The organism is Mastigocoleus testarum BC008, assembly GCF_001456025.1.
In the GTDB taxonomy this organism is placed as follows: Bacteria; Cyanobacteriota; Cyanobacteriia; order Cyanobacteriales; family Nostocaceae; genus Mastigocoleus; species Mastigocoleus testarum.
The window spans coordinates 62,844-79,762 of the sequence record NZ_LMTZ01000101.1 but is presented as its reverse complement, the minus strand read 5'-3'; the positions used below and the strand labels follow the sequence as shown (position 1 = coordinate 79,762).

2 protein-coding genes are annotated in these 16,919 nt (G+C 38.1%); both read right to left on the bottom strand.

The annotated features are described in order from the left end of the window. Positions 1–23: 23 nt before the first annotated feature. Positions 24–11,279 (bottom strand): non-ribosomal peptide synthetase, encoded by an 11,256-nt coding sequence (locus BC008_RS23535; RefSeq protein WP_058183914.1) that lies wholly within the window; start codon positions 11,277–11,279, stop codon positions 24–26. Positions 11,280–11,336: 57 nt separating this feature from the next. Then, on the bottom strand, positions 11,337–16,907 hold the full coding sequence (locus BC008_RS23530) for a non-ribosomal peptide synthetase (protein WP_058183913.1): 5,571 nt from the start codon (positions 16,905–16,907) through the stop codon (positions 11,337–11,339). Between the last annotated feature and the right edge of the window lie 12 nt (positions 16,908–16,919).

Sequence of the window (16,919 nt, the reverse complement as noted above, 5' to 3'; positions counted from 1 at the left end):
AATGACTGAATAGCCTTTGTTCTTTATTTTTCATTAGATTTACGTTTTGTAATCCGATAATTTTGCCGAGCTTGTTTCCGACGATTCATTGAAGCTGTGCGACTTTTGTTTTGACGAACATTTTCTCGAACAAATTGTTCTTTCTCTTGTAACTGAGTTAAATATTTGGCTAAGTAGTTGATGGTTGGATATTGAAAAATATCAACTAATGAAAGTTGCTGAAATATTTTTTGCAACTTACTGTGAACTTGAACCACAAGCAATGAATGACCGCCTAGTTCAAAGAAATTATCATAAATACCAACTTCTTCAATACGAAGAACTTCTTGCCAAATATTAGCAATAGTTTTTTCTACCTCAGTTTGAGGTGGTATATAAACCGCTTCCAGTTCAGGGCGTACTTGGTCCGGTATAGGTAGTGCTTTGCGGTCAACTTTGCCATTGGGTGTTAATGGTAGTGCCTCTAATAAAAGTAAAGCATTCGGAATCATGTAGTTTGGTAACTTTGATTCTAAAAATTCCCGTAGTTCGGTAATTGTTAGTGTTTGCTCTTTTTGAGCAACTACATAAGCGACTATTTGTTGAAAATCTACTGAGTCTTCCCTGACTAAGACTACAGCTTCTTGCACTGCTGGGTGTTGGCTAATAACTGCTTCAATTTCTCCCAGTTCGATGCGAAAACCGCGAATCTTCACTTGGTGATCGATACGCCCTACAAATTCGATATTGCCATCTGGTAGCCAACGGGCTAGGTCGCCAGTCCGATATAATCTTGCTTCTGCTGCCGTTTCAGTTTTATTGTTATCCTTTGTAAATGGGTTAGGAATAAATTTTTCCTGGGTTAACTCAGGCAGATTCAAATATCCTTGTGCCAGTCCATCTCCTCCTACATATAGCTCACCCATAACACCTGGCGGGAGAAGACTGCCATACTTGTCCAGGATGTAAATTTGCGTGTTTGAAATTGGTTTTCCAATCGGAATCGTATTTTTTTTCAAATATTCTTCTAGAGCTTCTCCCATATCTGTTTTTGGATCGTCCGCCAACTGCAAATGTATAGCTTCAAAATACTCCACAGTAGCTTCTGTATCACCTTTTTCTTTACTTCTTGCTTCAATTTGATTTGCAATTCTTAGTTGATCTTCAAGAACACTCCGTAAATCTGTAGCAGTCGTATTCGGATTGGATAAAACAGTCCGAAATACAACAATTTTTTTGTCTGTATCATAAGAACTGTCCATCAAAGTGGTCTTGGATACAAAAGTCAGTCCTTGTTCAAACTGTTCTTTTTGTATTTGTGTATTTAGTTGATTAATTTTTTGGATATCATAGTCACTCAAAGATTTTTGTGTTGCTTTTGCTCTTAAATCCTCAGGAATATATCGATAATTAACGATATTCAAAGCTGGTTCCATTATCAGTTCAAATGGTTCCAACTGCTCAATAAGTCTGGAAAAATATTGGGCTTTCTCTATCCCATTGTTAATTAGAATCTCGTATCCCTTTTTACCGATAATATGAAGTGCCCCATGTAAACATAATGAAATTGCCGAACGCGATCCTTCAATCGTAAATCGTCCGACATCGAATGTATCTCGCTGAGCCTGATAACGGGCTGTGGTTTCGGCAAAGTTTAACATCTGCGGATCTTTAAACAGACAAACACTAATACCCTGGGGTAGGTATAACTGTTTATGCCCACAGATAGTTATAGAATCAGCTTTGTCAATCCCTTTCAATTTTCCTTTATGCTTGTCGGAAAATATCGTCGCACCACCCCAAGCTGCATCTACGTGAAAATGAATGCCGAATTCCTGAGCGATATCGCCCATTTCAAATAAAGGATCGATTTCACCAGTTTCTGTTGTTCCAGCGATACCTACAAGAGCTAGGATGTAAAGCTTACTTCTCCTGCATTCGCGGATTTTTTCTTTGAGCAGATTGAGATCTAACTTCCTGTCATCAGTACTGTCAATAAAAACAATGTTATCTGTCCCCAGACCTAATATCGAAGCTGCTTTATTGAGAGAATAATGCATTAGTCGAGAGCCAATTATGACGATATCGTCATATCCCTTTTTACTCAGAATCTTATAAAGGCTTTCTTTTGATAACTCCCAAGAATTTTCTTTGCTTAACAATCCTGAGTTTCGCGCACACAATAAAGCACTGATGTTTGCCGTTGTACCGCCAGTTGTTATGATACCCAGATTTCGATTTTTCCGCTGAATATTTTCCTCGTAAAATTCACCAGAAAATGCATAAACAAGACGATGCAACATGGCGATCGCCTCTCTTTCCAAAAATATCAAAGACTTTGATGTCTCAATTTTAACCAGATTTTGGTTCAATCGCGAGATCATCTTGCTCATATCATGCATAAAATCAGGCAAAGCGGATGTCATATGCCCAATATATGTAGGAGACCCCGTATCGATTGTATATGGAAGCACCTCTTGGGAAAAATTATCGTAATAATCATCAACTGTTAAAGGATATAAGGGCAATTCGCTCCGTTGAAATTGTGTAGCCAGCATTTCTGGACTCACCCCAGGTTTGGTAAAAGATTTCTGGTGAAGAACCTGCTTTTGGGTTGCATCACGAACAACTTCTGGCTCGAAATATTGCAGTATTCTTTGGCGCGTTTCCCAGAAATTAACTTCAAAGCATGTAACATCAGCAGCAACTTCTGAAGAGCCGTAGAGATTGAACAATCTGGCAGAACTGAGTTTTTGGTTAAATGCCTCAGCCAAGGCTAGTGGAAGGGCTTCACCACTGCAAAAGACATATTTGAGATATCGAAGTTTTGTCAGTTGTTGGGGTGCACTGTCTAGCATCGCTTTTAGCAACGATGGAACCAGAACAATTCTAGTTATCTTTTGATCGCTTAACAAGCTCATTAGCTGGGGAATATCGCCCCGTATATTATCTGGAACCACCATCAGTGGAATCCCTTTCAGAAGGGGAGAAAATATTTCCGCAACATGATCGACGAAATTTATGGAAGTTTTCTGACAGCAAATTTCATCTGCTGCAAATGGTATAGTTTCCCACATCCAATGCAAACGATTGACAATGCCACGAACCTTGCCAAGAACGGCTTTGGGTTTTCCAGTGGAACCGGATGTATAGATTGCGTATGCCAGGTCATCCAGTGTTGTTTGACGATTTAAATTTTCAACGCTTTCTCTACCAATGGTACCCTTATCTTTGTCTAGGCAGACGATATGAGCGTTTTGAGAAGAAATTTTTTCGGTAAAAGACTCCTGGGTCAACAGGATATGCACATTGGAATCTTCTAACATGAACGACAATCGTTCTTGCGGATAATTTGGATCTAACGGTACATATACGCCATTGGCTTTGAGAACAGCTATCAAGCTCACCACCTGCTCCAAGGATGGCTCAAAACAGATTCCTACCAATACTCCTGAACCAACTCCGAGAGACTGTAAGTAATGTGCTAGTTGATTTGCCCATTGGTTTAACTGCCGGTAGGTCAGCTGTTGGTTTTCAAATACTACTGCCACCGCATCCGGCGTTTTCTCTACCTGGGCTTCAAATAATTCATGGATACATTGAAGGGGATATTCAGCTTCTGTATTATTCCACTCGTGCAGTAACTGATGCTGTTCAGATTCCGTCAATATTGGTAAATCTGACAAACGTTGTTGTGGATTGGCAACAATCCCTTCAAGCAACGTTTGTAAATGAACCACCATTTTTTGTATCGTATTTACCTCAAATAAGTCAGTATTGTATTCTAAGTTTCCAACTAACCCTTCTAATGTTTCTGTCATGTATAGAGTTAAATCAAACTTAGAAGTATCTCTATCACCTTCCAAAGAAGTTAAAGTTAGACCAGGCAACTCTAAAGCGGACATTGGAGCATTTTGAAGTACAAACATCACCTGAAATAGTGGTGCATGACTTAAGTCTCGCTCTACTTTGAGTTGTTCAACTAACAACTCAAAAGGTAAGTCCTGATGTGCATAAGCTCCTAGTGCTACTTTCCGTACCCGTTTTAATAGCTCTTCAAAGCTTGGATTTCCTGCTAAGTTAGTTCGTAAAACCAGGGTATTCACAAAAAATCCAATTAACCCTTCTATCTCTGCTCGATTGCGGTTAGCAATCGGCGAACCAACTAGAATATCTTCTTGGGCTGTATAACGCCATAGTAGTGTTTGGAATCCTGCTAACAGGGTCATGAATAATGTAGTTCCCTGCTGCTGGCTTAATTTATTTAAAGCTATAGATAATTCTTTTGATAACTTAAATGAATAGGTCGCACCCCGGTAAGTCTGAATTGCTGGTCTTGGGTAGTCGGTGGGTAATTCTAATACTTTTGGTGCGTTCTCTAACTGCTTGAGCCAATAAGATATCTGAGTTTCGAGTACTTCTCCTTGCAGCCATTGTCGTTGCCAAGCTGCAAAGTCTACATACTGTACTGGTAGTTCTTCTTTTGAGATGGGTTCCTCATTGCAGAAGTTAGAATAAAATAAAGAAAATTCTTGTACTAATACACCAACTGACCAAGCATCAGAGACAATGTGGTGCATTGTCAGTAGTATTATATGTTCTTGTTCGCTAAGACGTAATAATTTTACTCTAAGTAGATGATCGCTGCTAATGTCAAAAGGTTGTTGTGCTTCTTTTGTAGTTTGTTCTTTAACTTCAGCTTCTTGTTCAAAAGCACTCAAGGAACTGATATCTAGTATTGGTAATGTTAGGGGCTTTTGTTCCGAGATCACAGCTACTGCTTGACCTTCTATTGTTTGGAAATTAGTTCTGAGCGCTTCATGACGGCGCACAATTTCGTTCAAGCTTTGTTGTAATGCTTCTACATTTAATTCTCCCTGTAGCCGAACAGCTGCAGGAATATTGTAGAATGGGCTGTCTGGTTCTAATTGGGCTAGGAACCACAGTCGTTGTTGGGCAAATGATAGTGGTAATTTTTGCGAACGTGGAATCCGCTCAATACTCGTCGCTTCAACTGGTGAATCTAACTTAATTGCTTTTTCAATTTCTTTTCCTAGTCCTGCAACTGTTGGTTTTTCAAATAAATAACGTAAAGGAAGTTCTACTTGAAATACTTGCCGGATTTGGGAAATTACACGAGTTGCAATTAAGGAATGTCCTCCTAATTCAAAGAAGTTATTATCAATTCCTACTTTATCTATACCAAGTACTTCTGCCCAAATACCCGCTAATAAATTCTCAATTGGCGTGGAAGCAGGGACTATATTAGATGATGATACTTGGATTAATTCGGGTACAGGTAGTGCTTTACGGTCAACTTTACCGTTAGGTGTTAGTGGTAATGCCTCTAATGTGACAAAAGCAGACGGCACCATGTAGTTTGGTAGCTTAGACTCTAAAAAGTTACGTAATTGAGCAATTGCCATTGTTTGTTCTTTGTGAGGAACTACATAGGCGACTATTCGTTGAGAATCTACCGAATCTTCACGTACTACAACTACGGTTTCTCGTACTACTGGGTATTGGCTGATTACTACTTCAATTTCTCCTAGTTCAATCCGAAAACCACGTACTTTTACTTGGTTATCAATTCGACCAATGTACTCAATTTCTCCACTGGGCAGATAGCGTCCTAAATCCCCGGTTTTATACAGAAGTTCTGCTTCTGTACTAAAAGGATTGGGGATAAATTTCTCTGCTGTCAAATCAGGGCGGTTGAAATACCCCCTTGCAAGTCCTTGTCCAGCGATACACAACTCGCCCACTACACCCACAGGAACTAACTGACTGTATTGGTCTAGGATGTAAAGTTGCGTATTCGCAATCGGATTACTAATTGGTATTATCTCACCATCAGTTTTGAGTTGGGATGCTGCCGACCAAATAGTAGTTTCTGTCGGACCGTACATATTCCACACAGAAGCACATTGCTGTAATAGTTTACTAGCTAAGTTACTTGGTAAAGCTTCGCCACCACAGAGAATTTTTAATTGATGATTACCATCCCAGTCTGCTGCTAAAAGTAACTGCCATGTCGCTGGTGTGCCTTGCATGACTGTAGCTTTTGAGTCAGTTATTTTTGCTGACAACTGCATTCCGTCTGAAGCTACTTCCCGACTGGCGATTACTAAGCGACCACCAACTATAATTGGCAAGAAAAGTTCTAATGCTGCAATATCAAAGGAATAAGTTGTGACTGCTAGTAATGTATCTTCGGATGTTAATCCTGGTGCTTGCCTCATGGAGTACAAAAAGTTACTCAAGGCACTGTGGAAAATTTGTACGCCTTTGGGTTTACCTGTAGAACCAGAGGTATAGATGGTATAAGCTAGATTATCAGTATTTAGTTTACATAATAGATTTTCCTGACCCTGTCGGGCTATTAGATGCCAATCAGTATCTAAGCAAACGACTTGAGCTTTGTGTTGGGGTATTTCCTCTAAAAGCGAGACTTGAGTTAGCAATACTGGTGCTTGAGTGTCTTCTAATATAAATTTTAATCTTTCTTTAGGATAATTCGGGTCTAAAGGTATATATGCACCACCCGCTTTGAGGATAGCTAATAACCCGATGACCATTTCTAGCGATCGCTCTACACAAATCCCTACCAATACCTCTGGTTTTACTCCTAGCGATCGCAAGTGATGTGCTAATTGATTGGCTTTAGCGTTGAGTTCCTTGTAGGTTAATTTTTGGTCTTCAAATACTACTGCAATTGCGTCTGGCGTTTTTTCTACCTGGGCTTCAAATAGTTGATGTAAGCATAATTCCGGTTGCTGACTAGTTTTACCCTTACCCCACTCTACTAATTGGTGTTCTTCAGCAGTAGTCAACAAAGGTAACTCCCCAAGGTGCTGCTGAGGATTTGCCACAATTCCTGTCAGTAAAACTTCAAAATTTGTAGCTAAACGTGAAATCGTTATGTCATCAAATAAATCGGTATTGTATTCAAAATTAGCAACTAATCCCTGCTCTACATCTTCTACCACTAAAGTTAGATCGAACTTTGCTATTGTACCGTTGTTTTCTAGGGACTCTACCTCTAATCCAGGTAACTCCAATTTTCTCATTGCTGCATTTTGCAACACAAACATTACCTGAAACAAAGGATTATGGCTCAGGTTACGTTCTGGCTGTATTTCCTCTACTAACTTCTCAAAGGGTAAATCTTGATGAGCATAAGCTCCTAGTGCTACTGAACGTAATTGTTTGAGTAGATTGTGAAAAGTAGGATTACCAGACAAGTTACTTCGCAATACTAAAGTATTAACAAAAAAGCCAATTAAATTTTCAATTTCCGATCTATTTCTGTTAGCAATAGGCGAACCTACTAAAATATCTGTTTGACTTGTGTAACGATATAACAAAATTTTAAAAGCTGCTAAAAGTGTCATAAATAAAGTGACACCTTCTCGCTTTGATAGGGTTTTTAAGTCCTCACTTAAGCTTTTTGGTAAGACAAATGATAGGTTTTTTCCAGCATAAGTCTGAACTGTGGGACGAGGACGGTCGGTAGGTATTTGTAATATAGGTAATTCACCTGATAATTGTTTTTGCCAATAAGCAAGTTGATTTTTTAATGCTTCTCCCTCTAACCATTGTCTTTGCCAAACCGCGAAGTCTACATATTGTATCGGTAATTGTGGCAAGGGGGAATGTCTACCAACACAGAAAGCTGTATATAGTGTGGCTACTTCCCGAATTAATATATCCGTTGACCAACCATCAGAAATTATATGATGTAGGGTTAATAAAATTACATGCTCTTCTGCATCTAATTGTAGGAGTCTCGCCCTTAATAATGGTGCTTGAGTGAGGTCAAATCCCGTTTGTGCTTCTTCTTTGGCTAACCGGTATAGTTCTGCTTCTCGCTGTTGAGGTGAAAGATTTTGTAAATCTATAATTGGTAATTTTAAGTTTATGGAATCAGAAATTATTTGGATTGGTTGACCATCTGCGATCGCAAAACTTGTCCGTAAAATTTCATGTCGTTTGATAATTTCGTTGAGGCTGGCTGAAAGTGCATTGATATTCAGTTTTCCCTGTAAACGCACTGCTCTAGGTAAATTATATGAAGGGCTACCCGGTTCAAATTGGTCAAAAAACCACAATCTTTGTTGAGCAAAAGATTGGGGAAGATTTTTATCTCTAGGAGCAGGAGTGATAGTTTTAATTTCTTGCTGCTCACCCCGTATTGCTGTTTGAATCTGTGCTGCTAGTGCAACTAAATTTGCAGATTCAAACAGTTGCGGTAAAGGAATTTCTACACCAAAGCTGGTGCGGATGCGAGAAATTACTTGAGTCGCTAACAGGGAGTGTCCACCCAATTCAAAGAAATTATCTTCAATACCTATCCGTGGTACACCCAACAATTGCGCCCAAATACCTGCTAATACTTCTTCGACAGGAGTACGGGGAGGAATAAAGTTTGTTTCTCTGCTGACTACTTCTTCTGGTTCAGGTAAAGCATTACGGTCTAATTTACCATTAACTGTCAGAGGTAAAGCTTTGAGGATAACAAAGGATGTAGGTATCATGTACTCAGGCAACTTTGCTTTTAAGAAGTTGCGGAAGTCACGATCTGATACTGAATGAGATTTAGGGACTATATAGGCGACAAGACGCTTTTGTGTTGATGTCTCTTCCCTAGCAATTACCACACTTTCTCGTACTGCTGGATGTTGACTCAAGGTTGTTGATATTTCACCTAGTTCAATGCGGTAGCCTCTTATTTTCACCTGTTCGTCGAGGCGACCGAGAAATTCTAAGTTACCATCCGATAGATAGCGGACGCGATCGCCTGTTTTGTACAATCGCTGCTGAGTATCGCTAAAAGGGTTATTAATAAACTTTTCATTAGTCAATTCAGAATGATTTAAATAACCCCGCGCTAAAGACTCACCACCAATATACAGTTCTCCTGCGACTCCTAAAGGAACTGGCTGTAGGTGTACATCTAATATATAAACCTGTGTATTAGCAATGGGTTTACCGATGGGAACTGTTGCAGTTTCCTGAACTTTCTCTCCTACTGAGTAAGTTAATACGCCAATTGTTGTTTCTGTAGGACCATAGTGATTAAGAATTCGACAACGAGGTGCATTACGTTTTATATTCTCAATCAAATTCCAATTTGCTGCTTCACCACCGAGAATTAGTAACTGACGAGGTAAAATCTCCCAACACTCGGAACTTAATAAAGCTGCTAACTGGGAGGGAACTATTTTCAAACAGTCGATAGGATGATGACGGAAGTAACCTGCTAATGCATTTGGATCGGATGCCCGTTGCCAAGTTACAATGTGTAAACACCCACCACTACACAAACAGGGGAAGATTACGGTATTGCCTAAATCTGCAGCGAAGGTAGAAACAGTTACATAGTTAGCATTAGCAGGAAGTTGGAGTTTTGGTAAAATTCCGTACAGGTAATTAAGTAGCTGTTGGTGCTCAACCGCAACGCCTTTTGGTTTACCTGTTGAACCAGAAGTATAAATTACATAAACTAGATTTTCTAGCTGGATGTTATTGATGGGGTTTTCTGTACTTTCTTGAGAAATAATCTTCCTATCAGTATCTAAGTTAACCTCTGTTATACAGATATTTTCTATATTTCCCTGTTCCCTAATTAAAATCGATGCTTGAGCGTCTTGTAAGCGGAACTGTAACGCCTCATTGGGAAGGCTGGGATCGAGTGGGAGATAAGCAGCACCAGCTTTGAGAACAGCTAATAAGGATATTATAAATTTGGGCGATCGCTCTACACAAATTCCTACTACTACTTCTGATTTTACTCCTAGTTTTTGTAAGTAGTGAGCTAATTGATTAGCTTTAAAGTTTAATTGTGCATAAGTTAGTTCTTCATTTTCAAATACAACAGCAACTCGATCGGGTGTTTTTTCTACCTGTTCTTCAAATAACTGATGAATACCTTTTTCTCGCTGGTAATCATTCTGTGTTTGGTTAAAATCAATTAATAATTGTTGGTGTTCGCTGGTGCTGAGTATCCCTAATTGACTAATAGGTATTTCCGGATTATTGATAATATTTATTAATAATGTTTGAAAATTTTGAGCTAGTCTTTGAATTGTTTCTTTTGAGAAGTAGTTGATATCATAGTAAAATTCTGCAATCAAACCATGATTGCGTTGTAAACATGTCAGTTTTACTTTAAAAGCTTCAATGAAACTGTAGATTTCTTGTAAAGTAAATGATATTTCTGCACTATCAAACTTAGTTTCAGAAATGTTTGCAAACTCAAAGCCTATTGGAAAAGCCATCAAATCATTTGTCTCTACAGCTTCAGGCACAAAATAGTCTTGCCATTCTGTAGCACTTTCTAATGTTTGCGTTACTGCTGCTAATACTTGTGTAAAGTTTAAATTAGATGTAAATTTAGTTTTAATTGGTAGGCAAGTTGCTAACAATCCTAATGTATCATCAAGCTCTTCATAATCGCGGCGATCGCAGGCTGTACCAATAACTATGTCTGACTCTCCTGTCAATCTCCATATTAGAATTTGCCAACAAGATAATAATAAAACATCGACGGAAATTTGATGATTTTGACTATAGTCGAAAATTGCTTCGGTTAATTCTTGACTTAAAGTTAGTTGTAATTTATCACTAACAAAATCCTCATTATTTTCTCGTCGTTCACCAGGTAACTTTAACGCTGATAAAGAGTTAATTTCTTGTTTCTTCCAATATTCCTTAGCTGTCTTGGCATCTTCATCTACAAGTAATTGATTTTGCCATTCTGAAAACTGTACATATTGTACATATTCTTGGCTAAATTTTTTACCCTGACAACATTGGATGTAAGCTTGACTAATTTGATTAACTAGATTTTTAATTGTTTTTGTATCAGCACATAATGATGGCAAGGTAATAATTAAAATATGTCGTTCGTGTGATTTTTTAATTAAAAATAAACTCAGTGGATAGTCTTGGGATAAATTTTGATATTCTTGCCTAGCTACACGAAATAACTCTTGAATTCTTGTATCAATCTTTGACTCTGATAAATCACTTAAATCTTGATATTCCCAATTAAATACACTCTCCGTTGCAACTACCATAACTGGATATTTGATTCCAGCTAAGTAAGAAAAATTTGTTTTGAGAATATCATGACGATTGACAACTCGCTTAATAGCTGTTTGCAGTATCTCCGTTTGTAGATTACCTTCTATTAAAATACTAAATTGGCAGCAAAAAGTAGAGCTATTTTGTTGTAAATCCCACAGTCTTTTTTGTTGTGGTGAGAGCTGAAAACCAGTAATTTCTTGAACTTGCATATTAGTTAAAGACTATTAAATTCAGAATTTTTATTTACCAGACTTAGCTACAAATTTTTAAGGTGTATTGATATTTTTACCGTTAATCATTTCTCCCATTGCCACAACGATTTTACGCTGTCCAATATACGGATTTCTGCCATGAGCAGCCAACATATTATCTAACATAATTATGTCACCTTTTTGCCACGGGAAACTAGCTTGCGACTGTTGATAAACTATATTAATCTCAGCAATTTCTGTTGCTGTAATTGGCTTACTATCACCAAAGTAAACGTTACGGGGTAACTTTGACTCTCCAAATATAGATAACAGTGAATCTCGAACATCTGTATCTAAATAGGAGATGTGATGCAATTGAATTTGATTAAAAAATACGGGTTCTTTAGTTTTGGGATGTACTGCTAAAGCTGGACGGATTTGTCGAGTTATTAATCCATTATTATCATACCATTCAAAGTCTATCCCTACTTGACGACAGTAATTTTCTACTTTATTTTTATCTGTAGTTTGAAAGAAATTTTGCCAACTAACATCTAAACCATCTGCAAAATTCCTCACATACATTAGCTGTTTACTGGCTAGTTTTTCTCGTAATTGAGGATTGAGCAATCGATAAGCCTTACGACAGTCCACAATAGGGGTTTCCCCACCGCTTACAGCAGGTTGAACGCAGTAAAACCAAATTTTTAAGGGAAAGCAATGTAAATGGGAACTTTCATTATGAAAAAGTATAGTTTTGTCTGCTGGATAAGGTGTGGAACCATAAATCTTCCCCCCTTCATCTGTGCGGGGTAAGTCCCCATAGTCTGCAAATAAATTTGGACAAACTGTTTGAGCAAAATTTTCAAACTCTAAAGCAGATTGAATATTAAAACCTCTAAATAAAATTGCTCCATGTTTTAATAATTCTTTTTCGAGATATTCTTGATTATTCTCAGTCCAAGATATAAAATCGATTTCTGAACTATTAGGCTGAATCACGAGGGGAAATTTTTGCTCTTCTTGTAGGTAACCTGTTTTAATTAATTCCTCTACTGACAAGCTAACAGCTTTGGGAGCAATACTCATGAATTTTTTTCTTTTCGCAGATTTACGTTCCTGTTTTTGCATATTTTGTTCTACCTTCTCTGCTTCTGTAAGCATTTCTAATGTATTGATATGACTTTGAGGATGGTTAACAATGCTGTTAATTAATGTTTGCCAGTGATTTGTCAACTGAGTGATAGTATCGTAAACAAATAAATCAGCGTTATATTGCCATTTACCTTCTATACCTTGCTCGGTTTCTGTGAGGAATAAGGCTATATCAAATCTAGCTATATTGTTTTCGGTTTCTAATAATTTTAAGGTGAGTCCTGGTAATTCTAAAGCTGAGGTTGGTGTATTTTGCAGGACAAATAACACCTGGAATAAAGGAACTGTATTGCTTAAATGACGTTCGGGTTTTAATTCTCTAACTAATTCGTCAAAGGGTAAATCTTGGTGAGCATAAGCTGCTAACGTTTGGGTGCGAATACGTTGTAGTAATTCTAGGAAGGTAGGATTTCCGCTTAAATCGGTGCGTAGGACTAATAAGTTAACAAAGAAGCCGATTAATTCTTCAAGTTCTGCTTGATTTCGGTTAGCAACATCTGTACCAACAATAATGTCATCTTGATTAGTGTAGCGTTGCAATAAGACTTTAAAACTTGCCAGCAGTGTCATAAATAAGGTTACACCCGAACCCTGGGAGAGCGATCGCACTTTTTGCACCACTGACGCAGGTATTACAAAATTATGACTAGCACCCCGGTTCGTCTTTACTTCTGGACGGGGACGGATTGTGGGTAGCTGCAATACAGTTAAGTTTACTAATTGCTTCTTCCAGTAGGTAAGCAAACTTTCCCGTCTTTCACCTTGCAAATGTTGACGTTGCCAAACTGCAAAGTCTGCATACTGGATAGGTAATGCTGGTAAAGGAGAGGTTTCTCTCATAGCAAAAGCTGTGTACAGTGTTGCTAACTCCCGAATGAATACACCTGTTGACCAGCCATCAAAAACGATATGGTGAATTACGAACAGCAAAATATATTCTTGTTCCCCTATTTGCAAGAGCTTACACCTAAGCAACGGTGCTTGAGTAAAATCAAAGGGATGTTGAAATTCCTCCACACTAAAACGATTAATTTCTGCTTTTTGTTCGGCTTCCGTCAATTCCCGTAAGTTCGCTACAGATATTTTTAACTGCACCTTAGGGAGAATTTTCTGTAATGGTTGCTCATCTGCTAAAACAAAGTTAGTACGTAAAACTTCGTGACGATTAATAATTTCATTAATACTTTGCTCCAACACCTCTATGTTCAAATCACCCACAAGGCGAATTAATGCAGGCATATTATAAATATAACTACCTGGTTTTAGCTGTTCGAGTAACCATAATCTAGCTTGGGCAAATGATAGGGGTAAATTTTCAGTACGAGGAACAGGTGTAATTGAAGAAATATTCTTGCTGCTTGCTTGTTGAATGTCTTTAGCTAGTTGTGCGATAGTTGGGAATTCAAATAAACGCTGAAGCGATATATCCACTGCACAAGTTTTGCGAATACGAGAAATAACCTGAGTGGCTAATAAAGAATGTCCTCCAATTTCAAAGAAGTTATCATTAATACCAACTTGGGAAATACCCAAAACTTGACTCCAGATTCCCGCTAATAATTCTTCTACAGGGTGACGGGGAGCAACAAAAGCATTTCCTAATTCCCAACTGGTGTTTTCCGGTACGGATAAAGCTTTACGGTCAACCTTACCACTAGGTGTTAGTGGTAGTGCCTCCAATACGACAAAAGCAGACGGCACCATGTAGTTTGGTAACTTTAACTCTAAAAAACTACGTAGTTGAGAACTTGCCAGCGTTTGTTCTTTTTGAGGAACTACATAAGCAACTATTTGTTGAGAACCTACTGAATCTTCCCGTACCGTAACTACGGTTTCTCTCACTCCTGGGTACTGATTGATTACCGTTTCAATTTCTCCGAGTTCAATCCGAAAACCACGGACTTTTACTTGGTTATCAATACGCCCCAAATATTCAATGTCTCCATTGGCTAAATATCGAGCTAAATCCCCGGTTTTATACAAACGCCCGCTTTCTTTATCTTCACTAAAGGGATTGGGGATAAATTTCTCTGCACTCAAGTCGGGACGATGGAAATAACCTCGTGCAAGTCCTTCGCCACTGATACATAACTCACCTATTATGCCCACAGGAACTAATTGACTGTATTGGTCTAGGATATAAAGCTGTGTGTTCCCAATTGGATTGCTAATTGGTATTATCTTGCCATCGGGTTTAATTTCAGATGCTGTAGACCAAATGGTGGTTTCCGTAGGACCATACATATTCCATAAAGAACCACATCGCTGTAATATTTGACTAGCTAAGTGAGTAGATAAAGCTTCGCCACCACAAAGAATTTTTAATCGATCATTACCGTCCCAACCTGATGCTAAAAGTAAGTGCCATGTTGCTGGTGTGGCTTGAATTACTGTTGCTCCTGAATCAATTATTTTCGCTGACAATTGTATTCCATCTAAGGCTACTTCCCGACTTGCTACTACTAAGCGAGCGCCTACAACGATCGGTAAGAATAGTTCTAATGCGGCTATATCAAAGGAATAAGTTGTGACTGCTAGTAATGTGTCTTGGGATGTTAATCCTGGGGCTTGCCTCATGGAGTACGAAAAGTTACTCAAGGCACTGTGGGGAATTTGTACGCCTTTAGGTTTACCTGTAGAACCAGAGGTATAGATGGTATAAGCTAAATTGTCAGTAGTTAGCTCAGAACATACATTTTCTTGACTTTGTTGGGCTATTAGATGCCAATCAGTATCTAAGCAAACGACTTGAGCTTTGTGTTGGGGTATTTCCTCTAAAAGCGAGACTTGAGTTAGTAATACTGGCGCTTGAGTGTCTTCTAATATAAAAGATATGCGTTCTTGAGGATAACTGGGATCTAGTGGTACATATGCACCACCTGCTTTAAGGATGGCTAATAGTCCCACTACCATTTCTAGCGATCGCTCTACACAAATTCCCACCAATACCTCTGGTCTTACTCCCAGTTTTTGCAAATAGTGAGCTAGTTGATTTGCTCTGTTGTTAAGTTCTTCATAGGTTAATTGCTCATTCTCAAATACCACTGCTACAGCATCAGGCGTTTTCTCCACCTGTGCTTCAAATAGCTGATGAATACATTGGTCTTGCGGATAATCAACTTGTGTATTATTCCACTCTTCTAATAATTGATAACGTTCTGTAGCTGTTAGCAATGGTAACTCACCAATATGCTGTTGGGGATTTGTGACCATACCCAACAACAAGGTCTTTAAATGCCCCAACATACGATTAATTTTATCATCATCAAAGTGGTGGCGATCGTAAAAAACCTCTAGTGATAATTCTGCATCTACTTGTACTGAAATATTAAGCGGATAGTGGGGATGAATAAAACTATTAACATTAGATATTTTGAGATTATGTATTGGTTGTTGTAATGAAGAATTTATAGGGTAATTCTGAAAATTAAATATACTTGCAAATAAAAGTTGTCCAGCTGGAATTTCACTCCACTTTTGAATCTCTATTAATGGAGTATATTCATACTGACGTACCTCATTTTGTTGTATCTGTAATTGTTTAAGCCAAGGTATGAGAAGTTGTTGAGGATTAAATTTTACTCTTACTGGCAAAGTGTTGATAAACACTCCTACCATTGATTCTACACCTGTTAAAGTAGTGGGACGACCAGATACAACACCACCAAAAACAATATCATTCTCACCAATGTAACGGTTAAGAAGAATTGCCCATGCTCCCTGCACTATAGTATTTAGTGTTAGTTGTTGTTGTCGAGCGAAAGACTGTAAAGCGGCTGTTTCTATATTTGATAAACGCAATACCGATGTAGCATAATTTTTGTTCTCGCTAACTTGGCTGTTAAAATTCTGTTCTACACCCAAAGAAGTAACTGTGGTAAAACCTTTAAGATATTGTTTCCAAAAAGTTTCTGATTTTGATAGATTTTGCTTTTGTGACCAAGCTATATAGTCTCGATAAGGACGATGTTTTTGCAAACTTATATCTTTACCTTGGCTTAATTCCTGATAGCAAGTAAACAAGTCTTGAAGCAGTAAAGATGAAGACCAGCCATCTAGTATTAAGTGATGATGAGTCCAGATAAATTTGTAGTTTTTCTCCGCTAAATGGAGTAATTTTAAATTCATTAATGGCGCTTGGGAAATTTCAAAACCCTGCTTCCTTTCTGTGAGTAAATGAGTCTCAATAAGCTTTTGCTGTTCAATTATATCTATCCCTGACAAATCTTCTTGTTGCCAAGGTAAGTCTATCTGTTTATGGACTACCTGTACGGGTTCTTTAATATCTTCCCAAATAAAAGAGGTTCGCAAAATGGGATGTCTTTCAATTAATTGCTGCCATACTTGTTGAAATGAAGAGATGCTTAAATCTCCCTGAATATCAAAACTTAACTGCTCAACATACACTCCTGATTCTGGGGCATAAATAGTGTGGAAAAGTATGCCCTGCTGTGTTGGTGAGAGTGGATAGAATTCTTCAATATTTTTCATTAATTCTCAAGT